Here is a 26,546-nt window from a genome sequence, read left to right as displayed (position 1 = left end):
ACGGCCGGTCACGGGCAAAACGCGAGGATGTGACCACCCGATCACTCAGGGCGGGTCATCGGTCGTCTCGCTGACGAGGACTTCGGCAGGGTGGTGAAAGTGATTGATGCGTGGGCGTTGTCGGGGGTCGACGTGTACGGGCGGGTGCCATCGGGTACGGGAGCGCGGACCAGCGGACGTGTACCACTGGTCCGGGCTCCGGCCGGCGAGCTTGTGGTGCTGGGGGCAGACTGAGGTCAGGTTGTCGATATCGGTCGGGCCACCATCTGCCCATTCGCGGACGTGGTGGGCCTCGGCCAGGTAGCCCGGCACGTTGCAGCCCGGGAAGCTGCACCCGACGTCGCGGGCGTGCAGCACGGTCCGCTGATCCGGGCTTGCGATGCGTTTGCTCCTGCCCAAATAGAGCGGGCGACCGTCGACGTCGTCGAAGACCGTGAGGTAGTGCTGGGCGTGGGCGGCGAGGCGGATCAGGTCGGGCATCGGGAGTAGTGCCCCACCCGCGGTCGCCGCCGGTCCAGCGAGGTCGATGAGCTCACGCAGCGTGGTCGACAGGATCACCGTTACCGGCAGCCCGCGGTGCTGCCCCAACTCGCGGGACGCGAGCAGGCTGCGGCACATCGCTTTCACCGCGTCGTGCTGCCGCTGCCCCATCGAGCGGGTATCGCGCTTGACCTCATCCTCGTTCGGTTCACCGTCAACAGTGGGTGCCTCGTCGTCCGGGTTGCACATTCCCGGTGCGGCGAGCTTCGCGAAGATCGGTTCCAGATAGGCCCGCAACTCCGGATCGATCAGGCCGTTGATGCTGCTCATCAAATCCGGGCCCTGCCTACCGAGCCAGATCCCACGCTGCCGGGCGCGATCATCATCGGAGAACTCGCCATCGGGGTTCAGATACGCCGCAAGCCGGTCCGCGATCTTCTTCAATTCGTCCGGGCGCATCGTCGCCGCGAAGCCGGCGAGCTGCGCCTCGGCCTGCTCCCGTGTCCCCGCATCGACCGCCGCCGGGAGGTGCTGCAGGAAGGAGCGGATCACCTGCACATGCCCGTCACCGAGCACCCCCTCGCGCACAGCGGTGGCGGTGGCGGGCAGCTCCGGCTCCAACGGCTCGCCGGTGAACGAGCGTCGTGATGCGAGGTCCTCGGCAGTATTGAACCGCCGCTTCGCGTCAGTCCGGTTGATCCGCAACGCATCCGCGACCACTTGATGCGAATGCTCGCCACCGAACTCCCCCGGAACGCGCTGCTGCGCGAAGAGGTACAACACCTCGTGCGCGATACTCGCTTGCGTGCGAGTGACACTCTCGAGTTCGCGCAGCACCCTGAGACGGTCCTCGTTCGACATGCCCCCGAAGTCCAATTCCGAGACAGCGGACACCGCAGTACGGAGTGCCTCCAGCACCTCCGCAGCCTCCGGCTTCGAACTCATATTCGAAGCCTACCGACGGGGTGCGACAGGTTTCGTCCGGCGCAAAAATGAGTTACTCACATATCGAGCAAACCCTCACTACGAGCGAGCGAAACGCCCGATCGGCCCAACGTTAGACGGGAGACATCTACCTGCATGTCTCACTCGGTGTGCGTGTGTGGCGCCGATTCCAGCGCTCCCGCGATGCGCTGTTCCAGTCGCATCGTCGAGACTTCGGGCAGTGCAATGAGCCCGTCCAGTTCGCGCCTGGCCTTGCGGTAGGCGGACTGCCGCTCCGCAGGGGTGGCCGCCTCGTCCATCGCGACCATGACCAGCTTGCGTGCCCGTTCCAGTGCCGCACGCTCGATCGGATTGAAATGGGACTGCTTGCGGCGCTTCGCTTCTCGTTCCGCAGTGTCGAAGGCGAGCGAGTAGGCGTGGACCGCGTCGCGGTACTCGGTGTAGCGGTCGATATCGAACAGCTCGCCCGGGTCGTCCGGGCGCAGGTCGTCCGCGGCCAGCTTCGCGCGATGGAATTGCAGCGTCAGCGGCTCGCGAAGATCGGTCATCAGTGGATAGTCGATGATGGTCGCGAGATCGACCTCGTAGTCGAACCACCGCTGGTTGAGCGCGTCGTGCGCGGCGAGCGACTTGTGGATCTGGGCGTTGGTGGCCCGGGTCAGTTTCAGCTGCTCGGTTTTGGCACTCGCGCGAACTCTTTCGAGCTCGATCTTGTCCTGGCGGCGCTTCTCGTTGTAGCGAGCAACTCGGCTCGCCCAGCCGCCGACCACGCCACCGATGGGGAAGACCAGCCACCAGTAGCTGCCGGCGAATTCGAAGACCGACGTCACGACGCAATGCTACCGAGTGCGTGGATGCGCGATCAGCGTGAAAAGCGTGTGGCGCCCGCGCCGACCACCGAGGTGGGTTCGGCTTCCAGCCGATCCTCGACCTCCTGCTCGGACAACGCCGGGATGGTCAGTCCGGCAAAGGCGGCGACGACGAACACGGCGCCGAGGAAGACGAAGCCCGCGGTATACCCGGATTCGGCAGGCAACCCGTCCGGGAGCAGCTTGGCGGCAACGATGCTCGACATGACCGCCGATCCGATCGACCCGCCGATCGTGCGGATATTGGCATTCATTCCGCTCGCCACGCCCGTCTGCTCGGGCGGTACCGACGCGATGATCAGGCCGGCGAGGCAGGCGAAGGTCAGTCCGACGCCGAAGCCGGCGAGCCCGCTGACGGCGGCCACCTGCCACACCTCGTCGTGGAAGAACGCCATCGAGAACATCGCGACCGAGCCCAGCGAGCAGCCGAGTACGACAACCACCTTCGGGCCGATTCGTACGGCAAGCGGCGCGGCGATGAGGCCGGTGATGAATGAGGCGATTGCCATCGGCAGCATCACCAGCCCGGACTCGGTGACGCTGGCGCCGAATCCGTAGCCGGCGTGCGTCGGTGTCTGAATGAACTGCGGCAGGAAGCCGAACGCGGCGTACATGCCGACGCCGACCAGCAATGCGACGAGATTTGTCGTCCAGACGCCGCGCAGTCGCATCATCCGCATATCGACCAGCGGGACCTTTGCGTGCGTTTCGACGAGTACCCAGGCGATGGCGATGACGACCGCGAGGGCGACCAGGGCGATCACCTTGGGAGAGGACCAGCCCCAATGCGGTGCGCGGCTGAGCGCGAGCAGCAGGCAGATCAGCCAGCCGGACAGCAGCAGCGCCGGGAGCACAGGTATCCGTCCGGGTGTGCGTACCGGTGATTCGGGCACGAAGACGAGTGCGGCCAGTCCGGCGAGTGCGGTGACGATCGCGGGTAGCCAGAATAGCCACGCGTAGCCGAGTCCGTGCACGATCGGTCCGCCCGCGACGATGCCGGCGCCGAACCCGACCGCGGTCAGCGAGGACACCACGCTGACCGCGCCCGCCACTTTGTGGTGTGGGAACTCGTCGCGAATGATGCCGAACGACAACGGCATTACGCCGCCGCCGACGCCCTGTACGACACGGGCGGCGATGAGCAGGCCGATGCTGGTGGACAAGGCGGCGAATACCGATCCGGCGCACAGCATCGCCAACGAGAAGACGAGCATGCGCTCCTTGCCGACGGCGTCGCCGATTCGCCCGATGATCGGCGTGAAGACCGATGCGGAGAGCAGGTACGCGGTCAGCACCCAGGTGACCGTGGTCTGATCGGTGTGCATCTGCGCTTCGATGCTCGGAATCACCGGGACGGTCATCGACTGCATCAGCGCGAACGACGCGGTTGCCACGGCGAGCACGATGAAGGTCACCCAATACGGGGTCCGGAGACGCTGCGGCGCCACAACCGCTCCTTAGTAGATAGTTGCGTACGGCAAGTACCCTACGTGGCGGTCGCGGCGGAGTCCCGCTCAGGCGGTGGTCCGCCGACCCGGCGGGGTGCGCTTCTGCCGTTCGAGCACGCCGTCGTAGGCGTCGTTGAATTCCCGCAGGCTCCAGACCAGCGCGTCGAGGGTCGCGTGCGGCAACTCGGCGAAGACCGTGTTCAGGCGCTCGGCCCGCTGCAGACCGTCGTGCTCGAAGGCCGCCTCGCCGCGCTCGGTCGGTCTGATCATCCGGCTGATGCTGCCGTCGACCTCGAATCGTTCGAGATAGCCGTGCCGGATCGCGCTGTTCACCTGGCGGTTGACCGTGGACTGTTCGAGCGACAGTTCGTCGGCCAGTTCACGCAATGTGCGCGGCTTCCCGTCGGAGAGGATCCACAGGATCGAAAAGGCCGACGTCTCGAGCTGTCCATCCTGCAGATCGAGCTTGCGCCGTGTGACCTTCCGAAGTTCCTCGGCAAGTTCGCCGTGCAAGGCCGTAGGCCACGGTGTGTGGCTTTCCACTCGAACGCCTCCCCGGGTCGGACGACGGCACAAATCTACCGAATCGGGCATCGGATCCATTGGATTTGTGCGTCATACAACTATATGTATGCTACATACTATCGAAGAAGGGTGGGAGATGGACCGCGCAACGAATTCTCCGGCGTCACCGAACGTCGCTGCCGTCGAGGAGACGGGTTTCGGGACGGCGATTGTGCCGATCATCGTGCTGTGCTTCGGCGGCATGATGGCAGCGTTGTCGCAGACGCTGGTGATCCCGATTCAGCCGGAGTTGCCGCACCTGCTCAACACCTCGGTGGGCAACGCGTCGTGGGTGGTCACCGCGACGCTGCTCGGTGCCGCGGTGGCGATGCCGGTCTCGGGACGCCTCGGCGACATGTACGGCAAGCAGCGGGTGCTCGCGGTCAGTGCGGCGCTGTTGGTGGTCGGCTCGCTGATCTGTGCAGTGTCGTCGATCCTTCCCATCGTCATTGCGGGTCGGGTGGTTCAGGGCTTCGCGATGGGCTTCATTCCGGTCGGCATCAGCCTGATTCGCGAGATCACGCCGCCGCGCCTCACCTCCACCGCCATCGCGGCCATGAGCGCCACCCTCGGCGTGGGCGGTGCCATCGGCCTTCCGCTGTCGGCCTGGATCGCGCAGAACTTCAACTGGCACGGGCTGTTCTGGTTCGCCGCCGGTGCAGGTCTCGTGGTGATGATCGCCGTCCTGACGCTGCTTCCGCATGTGCACGACGAGAATGGCGGTCGGCTCGATCTCGGCGGTGTCATCGGCCTCGCGATCGGCTTGGTGAGCGCGCTCGTCGCGATCACCAAGGGCAATGCCTGGGGGTGGAGCGACGGCAAGACGCTCGGCCTGCTGATCGGCGGCATCGTGGTCCTGTTGCTGTGGGGCTGGTATGAGCTGCGGGTGACCGATCCGCTGGTCGATCTGCGCACCACCGCGCGGCCCGCGGTGCTGCTGACCAATCTGGCCGGTCTGACGGTCGGCTTCGGCATGATGGCGCAGGCACTGATCATCCCGCAGTTGCTGGAGATGCCGGCAGCGACCGGATATGGGCTCGGGCAGTCGCTGCTCGCCGCCGGGCTCTGGATGGCCCCGGGTGGCCTGATGATGCTGGTGTTCGCGCCCGTCTCGAGCCGCCTCATCAACGGCATCGGCGCCAAGTACACGCTGATGATCGGTGCGACAGTGCTCGGCACCGGGTATCTCGCGGCGACGCTGCTGATGCACGCGCCGTGGCAGTTGGCACTCGCCTCACTGATCAGCTCGGCCGGCGTCGGGATCGGCTACGCGGCGATGCCCACCCTCATCATGTCGTCGGTGCCGATGAACGAGGCCGGTGCGGCGGTCGGGCTCAACTCGCTCATGCGCTCGGTCGGCACCACCACGGCCTCGGCCGTCATGGCGGCGCTGCTGACCCGGTCCACGATCCCGTTCGGGTCTGCGGTCGTCCCGACCGAGTCGGCCTTCCGGCTGTGCTTCGTCGTCGGTGCCGTCGCGGCGTTCGCGACGGTCGCGATCGTCCTGTTCATTCCGGTCGTGAAGGCGAAAGCGCAGGCCGGGCAGGAATCCGGGGAATACTCCGTCGAGCGGGATCACGCCAACGCAACGGCTTGATGCGATGCACCCTTAGCGCGTCGATTCGGCACGAAAGATCACCGCGCTGCGGGTAGCGTCAGCCCCATGTTGGGCCTGCCGGACTCGATCCGGGTCGTGCTCTTCGACCTGGACGGTGTCCTGACCAGTACAGCGGTGCTGCACCGCAGAGCGTGGAAGCAGGCGTTCGACACCTTTCTGCGACAACGCGATCCCGACCGGTTCGAACCGTTCACGGAGCAGGACTACCTGAGCTACGTGGACGGCCGGGCCCGGCTCGACGGCGTCCGGACGTTTCTGCGCTCGCGCCGGATCGAGGTCGACGAGCAGACGGTCGAGGCGATCGGCACCGGAAAGAACGACGAGTTCCTGGCCTGCGTGGCGCGCGGCGAGGTGGAACCGTACCCAGGCTCGGTCCGTTACCTCGAGGCGGTCGAGAAGGCGGGACTGCAGATCGGTGTGGTCACGTCGTCGAAGAACGGCGCCGATGTGCTCGACGCCGCCGACCTGTCGAGATTCGTCCGGGCGCGGATCGACGGCCGGGACATCGCCGCGGCCGGGATGCCCGGAAAGCCCGCTCCGGACGCGTATCTCGCCGGCGCCGAGGCGTTCGGGGTGGCGCCCGACGAGGCGACGGTTTTCGAGGATGCCATCTCGGGACTGGAGGCGGGTAAGGCCGGCGGGTTCGGCTACGTGGTCGGTGTCGATCGGGTGGGGAACGCCGAGCACGCCGCGGCGATGCGGTCGGCCGGCGCCGACGTAGTGGTGACCGACCTCGCGGAATTGCTCGATCGATGACCTCGGGGCCGAGCGCGTGGTTCGAGGTCGACCCGTGGGCATTGCGGGTGCGAGGTGTCCCGGACGACGGCCTGCAGCGCTCCGAATCGCTACTTGCGTTGTCCAACGGCCACATCGGATTGCGCGGCACCCTGGACGAGGGTGAACCGGTGGTGCTGCCGGGGACCTACCTGAACGGCTTCTTCGAGTTCCGCGGACTGCCCTATGCCGAAAGCGGATACGGCTATCCCGAATCCGGGCAGACCGTGGTGAACGTGACCGACGGCAAGATCATCAGACTGCTCCTCGAAGACGAACCGATGGACATGCGCTACGGCCGGGTCATCGAACACGACCGCGTGCTCGACTTCCGGTCGGGCACCTTGCGCCGCCGCACGTTGTGGACGTCCCCGACCGGGCGCGCCGTGCAGGTCACCTCCGAGCGGCTGGTCTCGTTCACCAAGCGGACGGTCGCGGCGATCAAGTACGAGGTCGAGGCGGTCGGCGAGGACATGGAGATGGTCCTGCAGTCCGATCTGCTGGCCAACGAACCCGTCCCGGCGCCGGGCGACGACCCGCGGCTTGCCGCCGCACTGGAATCGCCACTCATCTCCGATTACGCGATGTGCCGCAACAATTGGGCCGTTCTGGTGCACCACACCCGCAATTCGAATATCCGCGTCGCCGCCGGGATGGACCACGAGGTCGACTGCCCGAACTCCGCGGACCAATTCATCCGTGCCGACGGCGACCTCGCCCGCCTGACCGTTGCCGCGCATGTGCCCAAGGGCGAGCGCATCACGCTGGTCAAGTACGTCGGGTACGGGTGGTCCGCGCGGCGATCGGTCCCTGCGTTGCGGTCGCAGGTCGATGCGGCGCTGGCGATGGCGATGCGCACCGGCTGGGACGCGCTGGCGCACGAGCAGCGCGAGTTCCTCGACGACTTCTGGCTCGACGCCGACATCGAGATCGACGGAGACGCCGAGCTGCAGCAGGCACTGCGCTTCGCGATCTTCCACGTCTTGCAGGCGGGCGCACGTGGGCAGGCGCGCGCGATTCCGGCGAAGGGGCTGACCGGGCCGGGCTATGACGGCCATACCTTCTGGGACACCGAGACTTTCGTGCTTCCGATGCTGACGTACACGATGCCGGCCGCCGCCGCGGAGGTGCTGCGGTGGCGGCACGCCACGCTCGGCAAGGCCAAGCGGCGCGCGCTCGAACTCGGTCAGACCGGTGCGATGGTGCCGTGGCGCTCGATCAACGGTGACGAGTGCTCGGGCTACTGGCCCGCGGGCACGGCCGCCGTGCACATCACCGCGGACATCGCCAACGCCACCGCGCGCTACCTAGCCGCGACCGGCGACGAGGAGTTCGAAACCGAGTGCGGGGTGGAACTTCTCGTCGAAACCGCACGTCTGTGGTCCGGCCTCGGGCACTTCGATGTCAGCGGCAACTTCCGGATCGACGGGGTCACCGGGCCGGACGAGTACACGGCCGTGGTCAACAACAACGTCTTCACCAATCTCGTTGCGCAGCAAAATCTTCGCGATGCGGTCGCGGTGTGCAAACGGCGGCCGGAAGTGGCGGGGGAGCACGGCGTCGACGTGGAGGAGATGGCCCGCTGGCAGAGCTGTGCGGACCGGATGTCGATTCCCTTCGACGAGGAACTCGGCGTTCACCAACAGTCCGAATCCTTCACCCTGCAGGCCAGGTGGGACTTCGACGCGTCGGTCGGCAAGTACCCGCTGCTACTTCACTATCCCTACTACGACCTCTACCGCAAGCAGGTGGTCAAGCAGGCCGACCTCGTGCTGGCGATGTACCTGCGCGGGGACGCCTTCACACCCGAACAAAAGGTCCGCAACTTCGACTACTACGAGCCGCTCACCGTGCGCGACTCGTCGCTCTCGGCGTGCTGTCAGGCGGTCGTCGCCGCGGAGGTGGGGTACCTCGACCTCGCGTTCGACTACCTGGTGGAGACCGTCTTCACCGACCTGCACGACCTGCACGACAACGTCAGCAGCGGCCTGCACATCGCGGCCCTGGCCGGCGCGTGGATGGACTGCGTCGCGGGATTCGGCGGAATGCGCGACTACGGTGGCAAGATCACCTTCGCGCCCCGACTGTTCGAAAAGCTGACCTATATGTCCTTCCGCATGGTGATCCGGGACAGCAAGATCGTCGTCGCGATCAGCCACGACAGCGCGACCTACCGGCTGCTGTCCGGCGATCCGATCGAACTCGAACACCACGGTCAGCCGTTCCTGCTCGAGGACCATCCGGTGACCCTGCCGATAGAGCGGATTCCGTACCGCAGGCCCCCCGTGCAGCCGAAGGGGCGCGAGCCGTACCGCCGGCGGGTGGATCGCTGACTCGTCGCATCGTCGTCGGAGGTGCTGCTCTCGATCAAGATGAACCATGAGCTGCTGGTCTACGCGGCCGTGCTGCTCATGCAACGCGGTCGCGCCGGCTGCCGGAAGGACATTCCTCGATGTGTCGACTCTTCGGTCTCTCGGCATCGCCCGAGCGGGTGCACGCCACGTTCTGGTTGCTGGATGCTTCGGACAGCCTTGCCGCGCAGAGCCGCCGCGAGCCGGACGGCACCGGACTGGGCACCTTCGCCGACGACGGCACGCCGGTGGTCGAGAAACAGCCGCTCGCGGCCTTCGCGGATCGCGAGTTCGCCGAAGAGGCGAAGGAGCGGCGCTCGGCGACTTTTCTCGCGCACATCCGATACGCGTCGACCGGCGGGTTGCGGCCGGAGAACACCCACCCGTTCGAACAGCGCGGCCGGATCTTCGCGCACAACGGCGTGATCGGCGACCTCGCCGCACTGGAGGCGGAATTGGGGGACTATCGCGAACTTGTCTCGGGAGACACCGATTCCGAGCGTTTCTTCGCGCTGATCACCAAGCGAGTCGACGAACACGGCGGTGACGTGGCGGCGGGTATCGAGGCGGCGGCGCGCTGGGTGGCCGACGTGCTGCCGATCTACGCGATCAACCTGATCCTCACCACTGCCGACGAACTGTGGGCGCTGCGCTACCCCGACACCCACGACCTGTTCGTGCTCGAGCGTGCAAGTGGTGGCATGCACGGCGATCGGCACCTCGAACATGCCAGCCCCGCGGGCACCGTCCGGGCGCGCTCCGCCGCGCTCGCCGAGCACCCGGCGGTGGTTCTGGCCAGCGAGCGGATGGACGAGCACCCGGATTGGCGACCATTGGGCAGCGGCGAGCTGCTGCACGTCGACGCGAATCTGGGCGTCACGACCCGGCAGATCATCGACAGGTCACCGACGCGGCTGCTGACCCTCGCGGATCTCGGCAAGCACGCGGCGGCCTCGCAGCGGGGGCGGTGACGACGCGCCCTCGGCCGTCGACAAGCCTCGTCCGCGACTAGAACGTGTTCTAGAGTGGGCCGGATGAACTACGTCGTCGTCGAGCATCCGCGTCCGCACATCGCGCTGGTGACGCTGAACCGGCCCGAGCGGATGAACGCGATGGCGTTCGACGTCATGGTGCCGCTGCGCGAGGCCCTGGAGTCGATCAGCAACGACAACGACATCCGTGCGGTCGTGCTGACCGGGGCCGGGCGTGGCTTCTCCTCGGGCGCCGACCAGACCTCCGCAGGTAGCCCGGGCGGTATCGACGGCCTCACCCAGACTTCCATCGCGCTACGAGCGATGGAGATGCTCGATACCGTCGTGCTGACGTTGCGTCGGCTGCATCAGCCGGTGATCAGCGCAATCAACGGGGCCGCGATCGGCGGCGGGCTGTGCCTGGCGCTGGCCACCGACGTACGGGTGGCCTCCGACGCCGCCTACTTCCGCGCCGCGGGGATCAACAACGGGCTGACCGCGAGCGAGTTGGGGTTGTCCTACCTGCTGCCGCGTGCGATCGGCACGTCTCGGGCCTTCGAGATCATGCTGACCGGCCGTGACGTCGGCGCCGAGGAGGCGGAGCGGATCGGGCTGGTCTCGCGCCGCGTCCCCGCCGCGGACCTGCTCACCGAGTGCCTGGATCTCGCCGAGCGCATGACGAAATTTTCCCGGCCCGGTATCGAGCTGACCAAACGCACGCTGTGGTCCGGGCTCGACGCATCGTCGCTCGAGGCCCATATGCACGCCGAAGGTCTCGGTCAACTGCTGGTGCGATTGCTCACCGACAACTTCGAGGAAGCCACCCTGGCCCGCAAGGCGGGGCGCGAGCCGGTTTTCCGGGATGCCCGCTGACCTGTGCTTTTGCTCCGCGAGACGAGCGAACAGCTGAAATTGGACGAATGGTGTGGGACAGTGAAGTTTCCGCATCGGTACAGCATCGAATTGAACGTGTGCGTTATGGCCCTGTTATTCTCCGTTCGGCCGGTTGATTCGGGAAAGCCAAAGGACATATCGAATGATGATTCGTCGCGTGAGGTCACTTGCAGTGGCCGTGGTAGCGCTCCTCGCGGCAGCTTTCGCTGTCACCTTCACCGGAACCGGCGTCGCGCAGGCGGACACCGCGCTGGTGTACGTGCACTCCAACGCGATGAACAAGGACATTCCGGTGAAGGTCCTCAAGGCTGCCGGTGGTGGACCCGCGCCAACCTTGTACCTTCTCGACGGCCTGCGCGCCCCCGAGAACGACAACGGTTGGCTGATCAACACCGACGTCCAGCGGTTCTTCGCCGACAAGCACGTCAACGTCGCCATCCCGTTCGGTGGCGGGGGCAGCTTCTACTCGGACTGGGAGCGGGACGACCCGAAGCTCGGCCGGGTGAAGTGGGAGACCTTCCTGACCAGGGAGCTGCCGCCGGTGATGGCATCGCAGTTCGGTAGCGACGGCGTGAACAACGCGATCGCCGGCCTGTCGATGAGCGGCACGTCCGCGCTGAACCTGGCGATCCACCGCCCGGACTTCTACAAGGGCGTCGCCTCGTTCAGCGGCTACCCGACGGCCAGCTCGCCCGGCTTCGCCCAGGGTATCCAGGCCTCGGTCGCCGAGATGGGTGGCAACCCGCTGAACATGTGGGGTTTCTGGCCGTCGCCGTCGTGGATCCGCAACGACCCGCTGCTCAATGTCGGCGCGCTGCGCGGCAAATCGGTGTACGTGTCCGCCGGCGAGGGATCGCCGCTGAGCGAGCCCTCGGTCAACCCGGTTAGCGGCCAGTTCGATCCGGTGCGCTTCGTGCAGCTCGTTCCGCTCGAGACTGCTGCGGGTATCAGCAGTCAGACCTTCGTCCCGGCCGCCCAGCTCGCCGGCGCCAAGGTGCAGGTGCACATCACGGCCAACGGCATCCACTGGTGGAACTACTGGCAGGACCGGCTCCACGAAGCCTGGTTCGGCACCCTGGGCCCGGCGCTCGGGGCCTGAGCAACACCCGGTTCATCACAAATCGCCCCGGTCGGCAGCAGCCGACCGGGGCGATTTTGTTGTGTCACCGAGCGCCGGCCAGATCATCGAGCGTCTGTCGCGCGGTGTACTTCGCTCGCCAGCCGAGTACATCGTGCGCTCTGTCGATGTCCATGACCATCGAGGTCCGACCGATGTGCAACCATTCGGCCGTGCTGGGCACGAATGGTAAGCGCGCCAACATCGCGGACGCGGCGGCTACCGAGATCTCGGGTACCGGCACGGGCCGGCCGCCGAGGGCCGAGACGACTTCGCCGAAGCTCACGTCGCCGTCGCCGGCGATGTTGTAGGCGCCGGACGGCGCGGTGGTCGTGGTTGCGGCGAGGGCGATAGCGTTCGCGACATCGTCGTGGTGCACCAGTTGCAGAGTCCGGCCGGGGTCGGGCACGAGCGGCTTCAGGATCGGCACCGCACGGGTCACCGATTGCAGTGTCGCCGGAAGTTTGTTCCAGGGCATCGCGTCGGCCAGCGCAGTCGCGCGTGGTCCGGCCACGATGCACGGCCGCAGTAGGTACACCTCGAGGTCGGTGTCGTCTCCTGTCACGTCGTGCAGCGCCGCCTCGCACGCGGCCTTCTGCTGCGAGTAGTAGTGCTCGTCCGAACCGCGGGTCGGCACGTCCTCGGTGAGCGGCACCGGATTGTCGGCGTGATAACCGTAGGCGGCCACCGAGGACGTGTACACCAGTCGCTTCGGGCGCTGCGCCGCCGATGTCGCCTCGAAGACGTTGCGAGTGCCGGCGAGGTTGACCCGCTCGCTCTCCGCACGGGAGCCGAGCACGACAAAGGCAAGGTGCACGACGACGTCTGCTTCCGCGACGAGATCATCGACCGCCGCGCGATCGAGAATGTCGCCTCGGCGATAGCTGGTCTTGCGCCAACCATGCGCCGCCGGGTCGAACGGCCGTCGTGCCATGCCCAGGATGCGCTGCACCGACGGCTCGTTCTCCAATGCCGCAACCGCCGAGACGCCAATCTCACCGGTTGGTCCGGTCACTGCCACTGTGAGTCCCATACCGAGCATGTTCCCCCTGTGCCGCCGATGACACCTGCGCGGGGTCGACGAAGCTGAGCGACGGGGGAACGAAACGGGTTTGGCCGACGGGATTTCGGGTATCCGGGGTTTGCCGACGACGGCACGGTTTCGAGGAGGAGAGATACGAATGCAGCGGACACGCAGCGGAGTTCGATTGCGGCGCGCGGGCACCGGTCGTCTACTGGGAATTCTGGTCGTCGTATGGCTGGTCATCGGCGCGTTTGCTGCCTGGCAGCGTGACTATTTCGAGAACACGCCGATGAACTGTGCAGGAGCGGGAACGGTCGCGCTGACCGTGGTCGCCGGTCCGCTCAATTACCTCGGGGTCAACCCCAAGGTAACGGACTGCGCACTTCCCGAACCGAGTAAGTAACAACCGAATACAAGAGCGGAGTCGATCGTGATAGTCGCTGGAATCATCCTGATGGTGCTGGGATTCATCTTCGGTATCCAGATCCTCTGGATACTTGGAATCATCGCTCTGGTTGTCGGCCTGGTGCTGTTGCTGCTCGGGTCGATGGGACGCGCCGTGGGTGGGCGCGCGCACTACTACTAGAGTTCCGAACCCCTGACGCGCCGGTGGCGCCCGTGCACACGGGCGCCACCGGCGCTGCAAGTCAGGCAGTCCGCGCCGAAGCGCGGGGCACATCAGACACCGTCGCGCCGAAGCGCGGCACATCAGACACCGTCGCGCCGAATTCCGAACGCGAAGTAGGCGATCGGTCCGACGAAGTTCACGAATGAGACGGCGGCCCAGACCCGACGCGAGCCGCGTACCTGCACGGGATCTCGCCGTCGCAGATCCGCGAGCGCCGCCGCGGTCAGGGCGAACTGCACCGCAGCCGCGATGACGATCCGAACCCGCGCACGCGGTGAAAGTTCTTTCCAGGAACGCTTCTTACTCGGCACAGTAGAAACCTTTCCGGTCAGCAGCAGCGTGCTGCGGGGTTGGCCTCCGCCGCGGCATACCGGCTGCGCCAGAACTCCCGTTCGCTGGGAATCGGCTCACCCGGATGGCGGGCGTGCATATGCGCGACGAACCGCTCGTAGTCGTGATCGCCGAGCACCGAGGTGAACCACCACCAGACCCCGCGCGCTGCATTCGCTATGCCACGCAACGGAACCCGAATCGCGCCCTCAGCCATGATGCTCCGCTCGGGCATGGGCGGCGCCGGCCGGTCGGATCGCGCCGCTGGCAAACAACTCGTCCCATTGCTTCTCCACTGCACGTTCCGCCGGGGTGGCAATGAAACTTCGCGGAGCGAAGATCTTCGACGGTTGTTCGGGTGCTTCGGTGGTGGACGCTCCGCCGGACCGAATGGCGCGCAGGCACACCCAGGCCCCGGCCGCCGTGACGATCAGCACCAGGACCGCGAACACGATCGAGAGCGTGCCCTGGATGAACGTGTTTCGGATGACCGCGTCGATCGCTTCCGGCGTCTTGGCGTTGCCGAACGCGGTCTTGCCTGCGTCCTTGGCCTCCTTGAACGCGTTGTGCTGGGACCAGTAGCCAACCGCGCGATCACCGGAGAAAATCTTCTGCCAGGACGCGGTCATCGTCACCACGAGGTCCCAGACCAGCGGAATGCCGGGAATCCACGCCCACTTCACCATGCCCTTTTTCACCAGGATCGTCAGGATCACCGTCAAGGCGATCGCGGCGAGCAGCTGATTGGCGATACCGAACAGCGGGAACAGGGTGTTGATGCCGCCGAGCGGATCGGTCACACCCATCAGCAGGATCGACCCCCACGCCGCGCAGACCACGAGCGTGCAGATCCAGGCACCGACCCGCCAGGACGGATCCTTGAACTTGCGCGCTGGACCACCCAAGTTCCCCAGCGAATCCGACAGCATGAACCGGGCGACCCGGGTGCCGGCGTCCACGGTGGTGAGGATGAACAGGGCCTCGAACATGATCGCGAAGTGGTACCAGAACGCTTTCAGACTTTCCCCGCCGATGAACCCGTGCATCACCTCGGACATGCCGACGGCCAGCGTCGGCGCGCCACCGGTGCGGGAAACGATCGACTCCTCGCCGACATCCGTGGCGGCCCGACTCAGTTCCGCCGCGCTGATCGGGCTGCCGGGAATCGGTAGGCCGTTGACGTATTGCGCGGCCGTCTCGGCGGTTCCGCCGGTGACTGCTGCCGGTGCGTTCATCGCGAAGTACAGATGCGGGTCGAGGATGCAGGCGGTGATCAGCGCCATGATCGCGACGAACGACTCGGTGAGCATCGCCCCGTAGCCGATCATCTTTGTCTGCGATTCTTTGGCCAGCAGCTTCGGCGTTGTGCCGGAAGCAATCAGGGCGTGGAACCCGGACAGCGCACCACAGGCGATGGTGATGAAAAGGAACGGGAACAGCGAACCGGCGAACGCGGGACCGTTACCGGCACGGGCGAACTCGGTGACGGCGGGCATCTCCATCGCTGGACGCGCAACGAGGATTCCGACCGCCAGCAGCGCGATCGTCCCGACCTTCATGAAGGTGGACAGGTAGTCACGTGGGGCGAGCAGCAACCACACCGGCAGGACGGAGGCGGCGAAGCCGTAGCCGATGAGCAGCCAGGCGATGGTGACCCGGGAAAGGCCGAACCAGTCCTGGCCCCAGGCGGTGTCGTCCACCCAGCCACCCGCGACGATGGCCAGCAGCAGCAGCGCGACACCGATCAGCGAAACCTCGGCCACGGCTCCGGGCCGCAGATAACGCATGTACACGCCCATGAACAGGGCGATTGGAATCGTCATGGCGAGGGAGAACACGCCCCACGGGCTCTCCGCAAGCGCGTTCACGACCACCAGTGCGAGTACCGCGAGCAGGATGACCATGATGACCAGCACGGCGATGATCGCGGCAGTGCCGCCGATCGGGCCAAGTTCCTCCTTGGCCATCTGTCCCAGGCTGCGGCCGTGTCGTTTGTTCGAGGCCCACAACACCAGATAGTCCTGCACCCCACCGGCAAACACGACGCCGACGATGATCCAGATCGTGCCCGGCAGGTACCCCATCTGTGCGGCGAGCACCGGGCCGACCAGCGGTCCAGCGCCCGCGATCGCGGCGAAGTGGTGGCCGTAGAGGACCCGCCGGTCCATCGGCATGTAGTCCTTGCCGTTTTCCATGATCTCGGCGGTAGTGGCGACATCGTCGCGCGGCTTGACGATCCGGTACTCGATGAATCGCGCATAGAACCGGAATGCGATCACGTACGTGCACAGTGCGGCCACGACAAACCACACCGCGCTGACGTGTTCGCCCCGGACCACCGCGATCACTACCCACGCGACTGCGCCGAGCAGCGCAATCACGGCGAAGATCGCGCGTTTGGCCGGGGTGATCGGATTGCGGTCCACGACGCCCACCGGTGGCAGGTCGGGATCGGTTCGCAGATACTCGATGCCGGCGGCGGGTTCATCCGCCCGGGCTTGCGCGACAGTCATTGTCACTCCTGTGGTCGCGGTGCATGCCGATTGCTCTCGTTGCCTGCCTCACGTTACGTCTCGGCTCTCGCAAATGGGCACTACCCGCGAGCACGAAAAGATGCGGTCACGGATCGGTGAAATTGTCAGTTTTCGTCGGTGAGCCGCCCCGGCGCGGTGGAATACTCCCGAATCTGGACCGCCAGTCGTGCAGCACAAGGACACCGAGGAGGCGCGGGCCCACGCATAGGAGGCGACGTGGCAGGAGATATTCGAGCGGCGGTCGCCGAACTGATGCCGACCGCGAAATCCGAGTTGGCCACGCTGGTCGCGATGCGGTCGGTAGCCGATCCGCGGCAGTTCCCGCCCGAGGAGTGCCAGCGCGCCGCGGAGTGGGTGCGCGACGCGTTCCACTCCGCCGGTATCGGCGCGGTCGATCTCGTCGAGACCCCGGACGGCTCGAACGCCGTGGTCGGCCACCAGCCCGGGCCGGCCGGCTCGCCGACCGTGTTGCTGTACTGCCACTACGATGTTCAACCGCCGGGCAACGAAAAGCTCTGGCACAGTCACCCATTCGAGTTGACTGAACGTGATGGACGCTGGTACGGCCGCGGCGCTGCGGACTGCAAGGGCAACATCGTCATGCATCTGCTGGCGCTGCGCGCGCTCGGCGCGCCGTTCCCGCTCGGCATCAGGGTGGTGGCCGAGGGCACCGAGGAAATGGGCACCGGCGGGCTCGAGGAGCTCGTGCAGGCTCGTCCGGAACTCTTCGACGCCGATATGGTGCTCGTCGTCGATACCGGTAATGCGGCGGTGGGCCGGCCGACGGTGACCACGACGCTGCGCGGGATCGCGAACGTCGTTGTGCATGTCGAGACGCTCGCCGGTGAAGTGCACTCGGGCATGTTCGGCGGTCCGGCGCCGGACGCGCTCGCGGCCCTTGTCCATATCCTCGCCGGCCTGCGCGACGATGCCGGCAACACCGTCATCGACGGACTCGAGTCGGATCAGTCCTGGACGGGGGTGGACTATCCCGAAGATCAGTTCCGGACCGATGCCGGCGTGCTCGACGGGGTCGCACTCGCCGGGACCGGGTCGGTGGCCGACACGGTGTGGGCACGTCCGGCGCTGACCATCCTCGGTATCGACTGCCCGCCGGTGGTCGGCTCGGCGGCCGCCATCGCGCCGCGCGCCTCGGCCCGGCTGAACCTGCGGGTGCCGCCCGGAATGGATCCGCAACGGGCCCAGGATGCGCTCGCGGCACACCTGAAAGCCAGGGCGCCGTGGCAGGCGCGCGTGACGGTGGAGCCCGAGGCGGTCGGCTCTCCGTTCCGAGCGGCGACCGATGGCCCGGGTTACGCGGCGCTGCGTACCGCGATGGAGGAGGCGTACGGCGCCGACCTCGGCAGCGTCGGGCAGGGCGGATCGATTCCGCTGTGCAACGTCTTCGCCGGCGTCATGCCGAAAGCAGAGATCGCGCTGATCGGGGTGGAGGAACCGCGCTGCCTCATCCACGCGCCGAACGAGAGTGTCGACCCCACCGAGATCGAGAAACTTGCGGTGGCCGAGGCGCTGTTCCTGCGTGCGTTCGCCGGTTGAGGGCGGTCGTAGACTCGGGCGATGGGGAAGGTCTACGAGGGGATCGAGCCGAAGCTCGCGGACTGGTTGCGGCAGCAGCCGCTGTTTGTCGTGGCCACGGCCCCACTCGGTGCCGACGGTTTGCTGAATGTCTCGCCAAAGGGTGGGTCCGGCACGTTCGCCGTGTTCGATGAGCACACCGTCGGCTATCTCGACCTCACCGGGAGCGGTGTCGAGACGATCGCGCATGTCCGGGAGAACGGGCGCATCGTTTTGATGTTCATGGCCTTCGAGGGCAGGCCGAACATTGTCCGGCTGCACGGCAGGGGGCGCGTCGTCGCGCTCGAGGACGGGGAGTATCCGAAGCTGGCGGAGCACTTTCCGGAGCGAGCCGGAGCGCGAGCGATCATCGTTGTCGACGTGGCACGGGTGTCGGATTCCTGCGGTTACGCGGTACCGCGGATGGACTACGTCCAAGACCGCGACGTGCTCGACCTGTGGGCGGAGAAGAAGGGCGCCGAGGGCCTGGCGGAGTACCGCGCGGATCGCAACAGGGTGAGTCTGGACGGACTGCCGGGCTTGTAGCGGCGAGGTGGATACAGTCTGTGCATGACCGTCGTCTACAACATCGTCGTCGCGGCGCATCTGCTCGGTATGGCCGCGCTGGTCGGCGGCTACGCCGCGGTGCTGCGGGCCCCGCAGATCTCCGAGCTCGTGGTGTGGGGCGCTCGATTGCAGCTCGTGACCGGTCTCATCCTCGTCGGGCTCGGCGAAGGGTCGCTCGACAAGGATTACAACCACGCCAAGATCGCGGTGAAACTGGTGATCTCATTCGTCGTCGTCGCGCTCGCCGAGGTGGAACGCGCCCGCGAGAAGCGCGGTGACGGCGTGGTCAACCTGGTGCACGCCGTAGGCGTGCTCGCCATCGTCAACGTGCTCGTGGCGGCACTGTGGAGCTGAACCCGCTGCGCCTGCTCTCGCTGCTGGCACCGGTTCCGGTGGTGGGACGGCTGGCACCTCGCGACGCCCAGATGTACTGGCTCGGGCGCCGGCTGCACAACGATCAATACCTGCTGTATGCGTTCGCCGGTGGTGACGCGGAGCCTGCCGAGCTACGGGCCTTCATCGCCGAGCGCACCGCGCGCATCGCCGATTTGCAACTGCGGATCCACGACGTGCCGAGCCACCTCGATTACCCGTACTGGGTGCGCCGCGAGTTCACCGACGATCAGGTCCTCGTGCACACGCTCGCCGATCGGTCGTGGGCCGGCGTGCAGGAGGCGCTCGGCGAACTGCTCGAGGTACCGCTGGACGCCCGCATCACGCCATGGCGCCTGCACGTGTTCCGCGCCGTCCGTGGTGCACCCAACTGCGGCGACGAACGCGCGCTTGTCGCGGTGCTCCAGGTATCGCATGCGCTCGCCGACGGCGTCTGGTCGACCGCGCTCGCCAGAGCGATCTTCGGCCCGGCGGATCCGCCCGACCTGCCGATGCGAGTCTGGCCGGTGCCCGCCGCAGCGCTGCTGGCACTCGGGATTGCGCAGTTGCCGTGGCGGTTCGGCGCCGGGCTCGTTTCGGGGGTGCAGACCTATCGCGCCGAGCAGGAACTCGACCGCGCGACCGCGGCGGGAGAGTTGCCCGCACCGTATCCGGCGCAGGAGCCGACGGTGGTCAATGTCGACCCCGGTCCCACCCGATCGGTACGGATGGTGGTGGTACCGGCTGCCGGGCTGCGCAAGCCCGGTGTCACGGTCACCGTGGCGGTGCTCGATGCCATCTCCGCCGCGCTCTCCCGCTACCTGGAGGCGGCCACCGGCGTGCGACCGGAACGGCTCGGTGCGGAGGTCACGGTCTCGCGTCCCTACGATCCGACCAACCCGGCGCGCAACAATTTCGGCAATGTCGGCGTCGAGTTGTATCCCGACGAGCCCGATTCGGACCGGCGGGCGGAGGCGATCGGGACCTCGCTTGCGAAGCTGCGGGAACGAATGGTGAACCCGCTGTTCGTGCGGGCCAAGCAGGTCACCTCGGTCCTTCCCGCGCCCGCGATGTGGCGCGACGTCAGGTCGTTGCCGCTGCACACGCCACCACCGACGGTCGCCGGAAACACCGTGGTGTCGAGCGTGTTCCGCGGTGCGGACGACCTGGAGTTCGGTGGCGGGCGGGTGCGCTTCACGGCCGGATTCCCGGCATTGTCGCCCGCGATGGCGCTCACCCACGGTGTGCACGGCATCGGGGACACGGTCACCGTGTCGATCATCACCAGCACCGCGGTGACCGATCTCGATCGCTACGCCGAACTGTTGAGCGAACAGTTGCGCGCGGCCGCGTCCGTCGACTCCGGGAAGGTCAGCGGCCCCGAATTTCAGTGACACCGAAACTCAGTGCCCCCGAATTTCAGTGACCCCGAATTTCAGTGGCCCCGGAACGCCTCTGCCAGCCACCAGGATCCGCCGTCGTTGGCGATCTTGGCGTCGATGACGAGCGGCCCGGTGGGGCCGGCGGAGCGCCAGTCCCGCACCGCGGCGAGATCGGCGACCGTGCGGACCGTCGCCCCGGCGGCGCCGTAACCGCGGGCGATGGCGGCGATATCGGTATCGGGAAAGGTGACCGCACCCAGGTCGGTATCCGCGCCGAAGTGGTGGATCTCCGCGCCGTAGGCCTGATCGTTATAGACCACGATCAGCATCGGCAGCCCGATTCGGACAACGGTTTCCAACTCGGCGATGCTCATCAGGAAGCCGCCGTCACCGACCGCGGCGACCGCGAGCCGGTCCGGCCGCGCGAGTGCCGCACCGACCGCGGTGAACAGCCCGAGCCCGATCGACTGAAACGCCTGCGTGAAGCAGAACCCGAATTCGTCGGGCACCGCGAGATAGCCGCTCGGATAGCCCATGAAGTTGCCGGAATCGACGGCGACCACGCGCTGCGCCGGCAGTAGCTCGTCCAACTCGCGGGTGAGCAGTCTCGGATCGATCCGGTCGGGCGTGGACAGGTCGTCGAACGCGACGTCGGTCCAATGCCCTTCGGCTGCGATGCGCTCGCGCACGCTGTCGCTGCGATAGCCCGGCACGGCCGCCGGGAGGTAGGCCGACAGCTCGCGCGCGGTTTCGCCGACATCGCCGAGCACACCGAGGTCGATGGGGCGGTTGGCGCCCAGCGCCGCATCCTCGACGTCGACCTGTGCCACGAGCGCGTCGCGCCCGATCAGCGTGCCGTGTCGCATCGTCCACATATTCAGCGTGCAGCCCCAACCGACGATCACATCGGCCCGCGAAATCAGCTCCGCAGCAAGCGGTGTGGCGAACCCGCCGGAGATGCCGATCCCGAACGGATCACCGGTGAACAGTCCGTTCGCCACGGCGGAGGTCGCGAGCAGGGCGCCGCAGCGCTGCGCGAGTTCGCGCAGTTCGGATCCGGCGTGACGTGCGCCGCGGCCGGCCACGAAAACCGGTCGTGCGCTGCGGTTGAGTAGTCCGGCCAGTTCCTCGACGGCCTCGCCGGCCGGGCGGATCGGCCGGGCGGTAGGCAGGTGCCGGGCTGTGGCGGCCGCGAGTTCGTCGGGAACGGGCATCGCCGCCACGTCGAGGGGGAGGTTCAGCACCACCGTGCGGCGCTCGTTGGCCGCGGTGCGGTACGCGCGCAGCGTGTCGTCGAGCACGGTCGCGGCGGAGTGGATCCGTTCCGGGACGGCGCCAACCGCGCTGGCGAGCGCGTCCTGATCGACCCGGAAGTTCGACCGTACCGCCGAACCTGCGGTGTCCGCGGTGAGCGCGATCAGGGGTGTGCGGCTCTTCGCGGCCTCGGTGATTCCGGTCAGCGCGTTCGTCAACCCGCAGCCCTGATGCGTGGTGAGGACGGCAACGGTGTCCGACATGCGTGCGTACGCGTCGGCCATCGTCGCGGCGCCCGCCTCGTGGCGGGCGGCCAGGTACGGCACACCCGCGGCGCGCAGCGCGTTGGTCACCTCGAAATTACCGCTGCCGACCACGCCGAAGGCATGGCCGACACCGAGGTTCGCGAGTGTGCGGCCGACGAAATCGCTGACCAGCATGGCGTCAGTCCCGTTCGATGAGCGCGAAAACCCGTGCCGGGCTGCCGGTTCCGCCCACGATGGGCAACGGCGCAACGACGAGGACGGCACCGCGGGGTGGTAGCTTGTCGACGTTCTGCAATTGGGTCAATCCATATTTGTCGTTGCCGAGCAGGAAGTAGTGCGCAGGGAAGATCGGGTCGAAGCCGGCTGCGGACCCCGCATCGATGCCGACGGTTTCCACCCCGAACCCGGTGATCGGACTGGTCTCGGCGAGCCAGCGCGCCGCTGCCACCGAGGGGCCGGGCGTGTGCGGTCCGTTCTCGTCGGCGTTGGCGAATCGCTCCGCATCGCGCGACCGTGCACCCCAACCGGTGCGCAGGATCAGCCACGCGCCGGCGGGAATCGGGCCGTGCTCGCGCTGCCACGCCTCGAGATGCTCGGGCTCGAGCAGAAAGTCCGGGTTCTGCTCGACCTCGGCGACCACGTCGACGACGACGGCGGGACCGATCAGCCGCTCCGGCGGGATGGTGTCGACGCTGCTGCCGTCGCGGCCGGTGATCCAGTGCGTCGGCGCGTCGAGGTGGGTGCCGGTGTGTTCGCCGGTGTGCAGGTTGTTCCAGCTCCACATCGGCCCGTCGTCGTCGAAGTCGCTGATCGGCTCCAGCGAGGCGGAGATCGTGTTCCCGAACGGCTCGGGGAGATGCAGGATCGGCGTGGCGGCGCTCAGTGGTGCGGTGAGGTCGAGCACCTCGACGGCGCCGGAGCCGATCTGTCCGACGAGGTCGGCGAGAGTGGTCATGGTCGAAAGGCTACTTCGCGGGCAATCCGAAGTAGGCCGCCTCCACCGACTCCCGATTCTGCCGCAGGTCGGCGGCGCTGCTGCTCAGGGCGACCCGGCCGTGGTGCAGCACCATCGCACTGTCGGCGATCGAGAGGGCGAGGTCGATGTGCTGCTCGACGAGCACGATGGCCATGTTGTGGTCGTCGGCGATGGCCCGCAGCGTGGGCAACAGACCCTGCACCGCGATCGGCGCCAGGCCGAGACTCATCTCGTCGACCAGCAGCACCTTGGGGTCGGTGAGCAGCGCCTTGGCCAGTGCCAGCATCTGCTGTTCACCACCCGAAAGCAGCCCGCAGCGGCGGTTCATCAGACTGCGCAGCTTGGGGAAGTGGTCGAGGGTGGTGTCGAGCGAGGTGCGGCCCTTGCGCCGCGCCAGGCGCAGGTTGTCCGCGACGGTGAGCTTGTGGAAGACGCCCCGGTTGTCCGGCACGAGCGTCACGCCGCGGCGGGCGTTTCGTTCGATGCGCTTGTCGATCGGGCTGCCGAGTGCGCGCACGCTTCCGCTCATCGGCACCAGCGCACCGACGCAGGTGAGCAGTGTGGTGGTCTTGCCCGCGCCGTTCGGGCCGAGCAGCGCGAGAATCTCCCCGGGGCGCACCGACACATTCATGTCGCGGATCGCGGGGACACCGCCGTACCCCGCGGTCACGCCGTCGACTTCCAGTGCGGCGGTCGCGGTTTCGGTCACGGTCATCGGAGCTGCTCCTCACCGTCGGTTGGGGCGGCGGAAAGCTCCTCGGCCGCACCGAGATACGCCGCGATCACCACCGGGTCGGTGCGGACCTCGCTCGGCGTGCCCGAAGCGATGATCTTGCCGAAGTCGAGCACGTAGATCCGGTCGCACGCATCGAGTACCAGGGTCATGTCGTGGTCGATGAGCAGCACGCCGACGCCGGTCGCCGCGACCCGACGCAACTCGCCGCCGAACTGGCGGCTCTCGTGGGTATCCAGACCTGCGGCGGGCTCATCGAGCAACACCATCCGGGTGCCGCCAACCAGTGCGCGCGCCACGCCAACGAGTTTCTGCTGACCGAGTGCCAACTTGTCCGGGTGCCGGTCGGCCACTGACGAAAGCCCGACGAGATCGAGTGCCTGCGCGATCTGATCCGTGGGCGGCGGTGTGCCGACAAAGATGTCGCGGAACATCGTCCACACACCGGTACGTTGCACGGCGACGGCGAGGTTCTGCGCCACGGTGAGGTCGGTGAACAGTTCGCCGGCCTGCCACGTACGGGCCAGGCCGGCCTTGCGTCGGCGATGCGGTGCGGCCCCGTCGATGCGCTCGCCCGCGAGCGACACTTCGCCCCGTGCCTTGGTGAACCCGGTGACCGCGTCGACGAAGGTCGTTTTACCGGCGCCGTTCGGTCCGATCAGACCCACCACCTCACCCGCCGCGACGGACAGGGTGATGTTGTCGTTGGCGAGTACGCCGCCATAGCGGACCGATAGCGCACGAGCGTCGAGCAGGGGCTGCGCGGAATCGATTGCCGGTGCTGCCACGGGGTCGGGTGGCGGTGCGAGATCAGCCGGCATTGCTTACCTCCGGGGTCCGGGTGGTCGGCGGGTTCGGTTCGGGCGCTGTGTCATCCGGGTCGCGCCCCCGCCGCGAAGCAACGAAGCGCTCGTAGGCGTCGCGTGTGCCGCCCGCGATGCCGAGCGGGTTGAGCACGGCTGCAATGAGCAGCCCGGCTGCGGCGATCAGCTGGTAATACTCGCCGAGATCCAAGGTGTCGGTGAGGAATACATAGCCGACGCCGAGCGGACCCACGAGACCGGCGATGACGGCGCCGGTGACACTGGTGATGCCGCCGACGTAGGTCAGGGCCAGTAGGACAAGGCCCGTGACGACCGTGAACGATGCAGCCGAGATCTGCCCGCGGCTGTAGCCGATCAGGCAACCGCCGACGCCGGCGAGGAACGCCGACACCGCGAAGCCGAGCAGCTTCGTCGTCGCGACATTGATACCGGCTGCCGCGGCGGCACGTTCGTTGGAGCGCACCGCGAGAAACGCCCGGCCGGTGGCGCCGGACATCATGCGCATCACCGCGAAGGTCAGGATGGCGACCACGACGAGCACCATTATCGAGAACGGGACCGTGGTCAGGTTGCTGCCCTCACGCACGCCGAGATCGATGCCGAGGAAGCTCGCATCCTCGATCAGGTTGCCCTCGAACGGCGTTAGTGCGGGGTTGTTGAGTACGAAGCCCTGAATGGCCAGCGCCGCGGCCAATGTCACCACCGCGAGTTGGGCGCCGCGGATCCGCAGTGCGGGGATGCCGACCACGATCCCGAACGAGGTCGCGATGAGCGCCGAGAGCAGGATGCTGAACGGGAACGGCACGCTCCAATCGATGGTGAGTTTGGACAGCGCGAACCCGGCGACACCGGCAAAGGCCATGCTGGCCAGCGAGATCTGGCCCAGGTATCCGGTGAGCAGCACCAGCGACAGCGCGATCAACGTCAGGATGATCGAGGTGACGACGCCGAAGCGCCAACTGCCGGAGGTCAGCAGAATCGCGGCAACCGCGAGACCGAATGCCCCAACCAGCGGGATCGGGCGCATCCGCGGAATGTAGACGGCCGGCATGCGGACCGCGTCGAGCGAGCCACGCGATGGGATGCGGCCGCCGAGGATGAACAGCGCGACGATCACCACGACGAATGGAATGGCCTCGCCGAGGCCGGCCTGCGCCCACTCCGGCCACCACGTCTTGGTGGCCAGCCAGATCAGCACGGCCTGAAAGGATCCGAGCACAAGGCCGGCTGCGCAGGCGATACCAAACGAGGTGAGCCGGCCGACCAGGGCGACAGCCAGGGCGGGCACCACATAGAAGGCGTAGCTGGTCGCGTCGAGGCCGATCGTCGGTGCACCGAGCACCACGACCAATGCCGAGGAGGCGCCGGTGAGGGCCCAGACGATGGCCGCGAGCCGGTCGGGAGAGTAGCCGGTGAGGCGGGCCGCCTGTTCGTCCTCGGCACCGGCCCGCGTGGCTACGCCGAATCGTGTGAACTTGAAGTACGCCCACATGATTGCGGTGAGTGCGATCGCAACCCCCGCCATGATCAGGTCGCTGATGTTGATGCGTGCGTCGAGAAACTCCACAGACTCGGTTGGCAGGATCGGCTTGGCGATCAGGTTCTTGTCGAAGCGGAGCATGACGAGCGACTGCAGGAACAGCATCAGGCCGACCGACGCCACCACCTGCCCCAGCACGGGCGCTTGACGCAGCGGCCGGAAGACCAGGTAGTGCGCGAGCAAGGCGATGACTGTCGAGCTGAGCACGCCGAGCAAGACCGCGAGGCCCATCGCCGTCGGGTTGGCCTTGCTGCCGAGGGAGATGCTGCCGATCGGCAGTACGAAGGTTCCATCGTGGCGCAGCGCCGCGACGACGTAGGCGGCCCAGAGCGCGATGGAACCCTGCGCGAAGTTGATGATGCCGGTCGCGGCGTAGATCCCAACGAGCGACGACGCGAAGACGGCGTAGACGGCGCCGGCCGCGAGGCCGAGCGAAACGAACTGCAGGAACTCTCCCATCACGCCTCTCTCAGTTGTCCATCCGCAGTGTCAAAACCCGCGTGGGCCGCC

General features: G+C 67.1%; 25 protein-coding genes. 12 read left to right on the top strand and 13 right to left on the bottom strand.

Features of this window, described 5'->3' with window-relative positions; translation table 11 throughout:
• Positions 1-45: 45 nt before the first annotated feature.
• The 4 genes from OG921_RS11715 to OG921_RS11700 form a co-directional block, all read right to left on the bottom strand.
• A complete protein-coding gene (locus OG921_RS11715) occupies positions 46-1,425 on the bottom strand; it encodes an HNH endonuclease signature motif containing protein (RefSeq protein WP_266112602.1) in 1,380 nt (459 codons plus the stop codon).
• Between the two features lie 140 nt (positions 1,426-1,565).
• The gene (locus tag OG921_RS11710) at positions 1,566-2,255 is read right to left on the bottom strand and encodes a hypothetical protein (protein WP_266112601.1); all 690 of its coding nucleotides are present in this window, start codon (positions 2,253-2,255) and stop codon (positions 1,566-1,568) included.
• 32 nt (positions 2,256-2,287) lie between these two features.
• Positions 2,288-3,742 (bottom strand): MFS transporter, encoded by a 1,455-nt coding sequence (locus tag OG921_RS11705; RefSeq protein WP_266112600.1) that lies wholly within the window; start codon positions 3,740-3,742, stop codon positions 2,288-2,290.
• A 66-nt stretch (positions 3,743-3,808) separates the two neighbouring features.
• Positions 3,809-4,336, bottom strand: coding sequence for a MarR family winged helix-turn-helix transcriptional regulator (locus tag OG921_RS11700; protein WP_266112599.1), 528 nt, complete (start codon positions 4,334-4,336; stop codon positions 3,809-3,811).
• Positions 4,337-4,403: 67 nt separating this feature from the next.
• Between OG921_RS11700 and OG921_RS11695 the strand changes: the two genes are divergently transcribed.
• From OG921_RS11695 to OG921_RS11670, 6 genes are all read left to right on the top strand, one after another.
• On the top strand, positions 4,404-5,903 hold the full coding sequence (locus tag OG921_RS11695; protein ID WP_266112598.1) for an MFS transporter: 1,500 nt from the start codon (positions 4,404-4,406) through the stop codon (positions 5,901-5,903).
• A 66-nt stretch (positions 5,904-5,969) separates the two neighbouring features.
• Positions 5,970-6,680, top strand: coding sequence for an HAD family phosphatase (locus OG921_RS11690; protein WP_266112597.1), 711 nt, complete (start codon positions 5,970-5,972; stop codon positions 6,678-6,680).
• Positions 6,677-9,031, top strand: a complete 2,355-nt coding sequence (locus OG921_RS11685) for a glycoside hydrolase family 65 protein (RefSeq protein ID WP_266112596.1) — start codon at positions 6,677-6,679, stop codon at positions 9,029-9,031. The genes OG921_RS11690 and OG921_RS11685 overlap by 4 nt, the downstream gene beginning before the upstream one ends.
• A 119-nt stretch (positions 9,032-9,150) precedes the next feature.
• A complete protein-coding gene (locus OG921_RS11680; protein WP_266112595.1) occupies positions 9,151-10,020 on the top strand; it encodes a class II glutamine amidotransferase in 870 nt (289 codons plus the stop codon).
• A gap of 63 nt (positions 10,021-10,083) precedes the next feature.
• Positions 10,084-10,893, top strand: coding sequence for an enoyl-CoA hydratase (locus OG921_RS11675; RefSeq protein ID WP_266112594.1), 810 nt, complete (start codon positions 10,084-10,086; stop codon positions 10,891-10,893).
• 163 nt (positions 10,894-11,056) lie between these two features.
• Positions 11,057-12,013, top strand: a complete 957-nt coding sequence (locus OG921_RS11670) for an alpha/beta hydrolase family protein (RefSeq protein WP_266112592.1) — start codon at positions 11,057-11,059, stop codon at positions 12,011-12,013.
• A gap of 64 nt (positions 12,014-12,077) precedes the next feature.
• On the opposite strand, the gene OG921_RS11665 is transcribed toward OG921_RS11670, so the two are convergent.
• A complete protein-coding gene (locus OG921_RS11665; protein WP_266112591.1) occupies positions 12,078-13,064 on the bottom strand; it encodes an NAD-dependent epimerase/dehydratase family protein in 987 nt (328 codons plus the stop codon).
• A 148-nt stretch (positions 13,065-13,212) separates the two neighbouring features.
• Between OG921_RS11665 and OG921_RS11660 the strand changes: the two genes are divergently transcribed.
• Together OG921_RS11660 and OG921_RS11655 are read left to right on the top strand one after the other, a co-directional pair.
• A complete protein-coding gene (locus OG921_RS11660; protein WP_266112590.1) occupies positions 13,213-13,458 on the top strand; it encodes a hypothetical protein in 246 nt (81 codons plus the stop codon).
• 27 nt (positions 13,459-13,485) lie between these two features.
• Positions 13,486-13,641: a DUF6131 family protein gene (locus OG921_RS11655; protein WP_266112588.1), complete on the top strand. Its 156-nt coding sequence runs from the start codon at positions 13,486-13,488 to the stop codon at positions 13,639-13,641.
• A 122-nt stretch (positions 13,642-13,763) separates the two neighbouring features.
• On the opposite strand, the gene OG921_RS11650 is transcribed toward OG921_RS11655, so the two are convergent.
• From OG921_RS11650 to OG921_RS11640, 3 genes are read right to left on the bottom strand one after another with little or no spacing between them, the layout of a single operon-like run.
• Positions 13,764-13,994 carry a PLDc N-terminal domain-containing protein gene (locus OG921_RS11650; protein ID WP_266112587.1) on the bottom strand — a complete coding sequence of 77 codons (231 nt, stop codon included), beginning with the start codon at positions 13,992-13,994 and terminating at the stop codon, positions 13,764-13,766.
• Positions 13,995-14,011: 17 nt separating this feature from the next.
• The gene (locus tag OG921_RS11645; RefSeq protein ID WP_266112586.1) at positions 14,012-14,230 is read right to left on the bottom strand and encodes a YbdD/YjiX family protein; all 219 of its coding nucleotides are present in this window, start codon (positions 14,228-14,230) and stop codon (positions 14,012-14,014) included.
• The gene (locus OG921_RS11640; RefSeq protein ID WP_266112584.1) at positions 14,223-16,526 is read right to left on the bottom strand and encodes a carbon starvation CstA family protein; all 2,304 of its coding nucleotides are present in this window, start codon (positions 16,524-16,526) and stop codon (positions 14,223-14,225) included. Before OG921_RS11640 ends, OG921_RS11645 begins: the two co-directional genes overlap by 8 nt.
• Before the next feature lie 237 nt (positions 16,527-16,763).
• Here OG921_RS11640 and OG921_RS11635 point away from each other — a divergent pair, with 237 nt between their 5' ends.
• From OG921_RS11635 to OG921_RS11620, 4 genes are read left to right on the top strand one after another with little or no spacing between them, the layout of a single operon-like run.
• Positions 16,764-18,104: a dipeptidase gene (locus OG921_RS11635; protein ID WP_266112583.1), complete on the top strand. Its 1,341-nt coding sequence runs from the start codon at positions 16,764-16,766 to the stop codon at positions 18,102-18,104.
• Positions 18,105-18,125: 21 nt separating this feature from the next.
• Positions 18,126-18,668 carry a pyridoxamine 5'-phosphate oxidase family protein gene (locus tag OG921_RS11630; protein ID WP_266112582.1) on the top strand — a complete coding sequence of 181 codons (543 nt, stop codon included), beginning with the start codon at positions 18,126-18,128 and terminating at the stop codon, positions 18,666-18,668.
• A 24-nt stretch (positions 18,669-18,692) separates the two neighbouring features.
• Complete coding sequence (locus OG921_RS11625; RefSeq protein ID WP_266112581.1) at positions 18,693-19,043, top strand: hypothetical protein; 351 nt, start codon at positions 18,693-18,695, stop codon at positions 19,041-19,043.
• A complete protein-coding gene (locus OG921_RS11620; RefSeq protein WP_266112580.1) occupies positions 19,034-20,455 on the top strand; it encodes a wax ester/triacylglycerol synthase domain-containing protein in 1,422 nt (473 codons plus the stop codon). Before OG921_RS11625 ends, OG921_RS11620 begins: the two co-directional genes overlap by 10 nt.
• Positions 20,456-20,496: 41 nt before the next feature.
• Here the strand turns inward: OG921_RS11620 and OG921_RS11615 are convergent, their stop codons facing one another.
• The 5 genes from OG921_RS11615 to OG921_RS11595 are packed head-to-tail and all read right to left on the bottom strand — an operon-like array spanning position 20,497 to position 26,495.
• Positions 20,497-22,137: a thiamine pyrophosphate-binding protein gene (locus OG921_RS11615; RefSeq protein WP_266112579.1), complete on the bottom strand. Its 1,641-nt coding sequence runs from the start codon at positions 22,135-22,137 to the stop codon at positions 20,497-20,499.
• Between the two features lie 4 nt (positions 22,138-22,141).
• Positions 22,142-22,918, bottom strand: coding sequence for a cyclase family protein (locus OG921_RS11610; protein WP_266112578.1), 777 nt, complete (start codon positions 22,916-22,918; stop codon positions 22,142-22,144).
• A 10-nt stretch (positions 22,919-22,928) separates the two neighbouring features.
• Positions 22,929-23,654: an ABC transporter ATP-binding protein gene (locus tag OG921_RS11605; RefSeq protein ID WP_266112577.1), complete on the bottom strand. Its 726-nt coding sequence runs from the start codon at positions 23,652-23,654 to the stop codon at positions 22,929-22,931.
• The gene (locus OG921_RS11600) at positions 23,651-24,493 is read right to left on the bottom strand and encodes an ABC transporter ATP-binding protein (RefSeq protein WP_266112576.1); all 843 of its coding nucleotides are present in this window, start codon (positions 24,491-24,493) and stop codon (positions 23,651-23,653) included. Before OG921_RS11600 ends, OG921_RS11605 begins: the two co-directional genes overlap by 4 nt.
• A complete protein-coding gene (locus OG921_RS11595) occupies positions 24,483-26,495 on the bottom strand; it encodes an ABC transporter permease (RefSeq protein WP_266112575.1) in 2,013 nt (670 codons plus the stop codon). Before OG921_RS11595 ends, OG921_RS11600 begins: the two co-directional genes overlap by 11 nt.
• Between the last annotated feature and the right edge of the window lie 51 nt (positions 26,496-26,546).

Origin of the sequence: Aldersonia sp. NBC_00410 (assembly GCF_026342035.1) — a bacterium.
Classification (GTDB): domain Bacteria; phylum Actinomycetota; class Actinomycetes; order Mycobacteriales; family Mycobacteriaceae; genus Aldersonia.
The sequence above is the reverse complement of the archived record's forward strand: the minus strand, read 5'-3'. Positions and strand labels throughout refer to the sequence as shown.

Coding starts and splice junctions, on each gene's coding strand:
- OG921_RS11715 (WP_266112602.1), bottom strand. CDS start 1,425: ATGAGTTCGAAGCCGGAGGCTGCGGAGGTGCTGGAGGCACTCCGTACT.
- OG921_RS11700 (WP_266112599.1), bottom strand. CDS start 4,336: ATGCCCGATTCGGTAGATTTGTGCCGTCGTCCGACCCGGGGAGGCGTT.
- OG921_RS11695 (WP_266112598.1), top strand. CDS start 4,404: ATGGACCGCGCAACGAATTCTCCGGCGTCACCGAACGTCGCTGCCGTC.
- OG921_RS11690 (WP_266112597.1), top strand. CDS start 5,970: ATGTTGGGCCTGCCGGACTCGATCCGGGTCGTGCTCTTCGACCTGGAC.
- OG921_RS11685 (WP_266112596.1), top strand. CDS start 6,677: ATGACCTCGGGGCCGAGCGCGTGGTTCGAGGTCGACCCGTGGGCATTG.
- OG921_RS11680 (WP_266112595.1), top strand. CDS start 9,151: ATGTGTCGACTCTTCGGTCTCTCGGCATCGCCCGAGCGGGTGCACGCC.
- OG921_RS11675 (WP_266112594.1), top strand. CDS start 10,084: ATGAACTACGTCGTCGTCGAGCATCCGCGTCCGCACATCGCGCTGGTG.
- OG921_RS11670 (WP_266112592.1), top strand. CDS start 11,057: ATGATGATTCGTCGCGTGAGGTCACTTGCAGTGGCCGTGGTAGCGCTC.
- OG921_RS11665 (WP_266112591.1), bottom strand. CDS start 13,064: ATGGGACTCACAGTGGCAGTGACCGGACCAACCGGTGAGATTGGCGTC.
- OG921_RS11660 (WP_266112590.1), top strand. CDS start 13,213: ATGCAGCGGACACGCAGCGGAGTTCGATTGCGGCGCGCGGGCACCGGT.
- OG921_RS11645 (WP_266112586.1), bottom strand. CDS start 14,230: ATGGCTGAGGGCGCGATTCGGGTTCCGTTGCGTGGCATAGCGAATGCA.
- OG921_RS11640 (WP_266112584.1), bottom strand. CDS start 16,526: ATGACTGTCGCGCAAGCCCGGGCGGATGAACCCGCCGCCGGCATCGAG.
- OG921_RS11630 (WP_266112582.1), top strand. CDS start 18,126: ATGGGGAAGGTCTACGAGGGGATCGAGCCGAAGCTCGCGGACTGGTTG.
- OG921_RS11625 (WP_266112581.1), top strand. CDS start 18,693: ATGACCGTCGTCTACAACATCGTCGTCGCGGCGCATCTGCTCGGTATG.
- OG921_RS11615 (WP_266112579.1), bottom strand. CDS start 22,137: ATGCTGGTCAGCGATTTCGTCGGCCGCACACTCGCGAACCTCGGTGTC.
- OG921_RS11610 (WP_266112578.1), bottom strand. CDS start 22,918: ATGACCACTCTCGCCGACCTCGTCGGACAGATCGGCTCCGGCGCCGTC.
- OG921_RS11605 (WP_266112577.1), bottom strand. CDS start 23,654: ATGACCGTGACCGAAACCGCGACCGCCGCACTGGAAGTCGACGGCGTG.
- OG921_RS11600 (WP_266112576.1), bottom strand. CDS start 24,493: ATGCCGGCTGATCTCGCACCGCCACCCGACCCCGTGGCAGCACCGGCA.
- OG921_RS11595 (WP_266112575.1), bottom strand. CDS start 26,495: ATGGGAGAGTTCCTGCAGTTCGTTTCGCTCGGCCTCGCGGCCGGCGCC.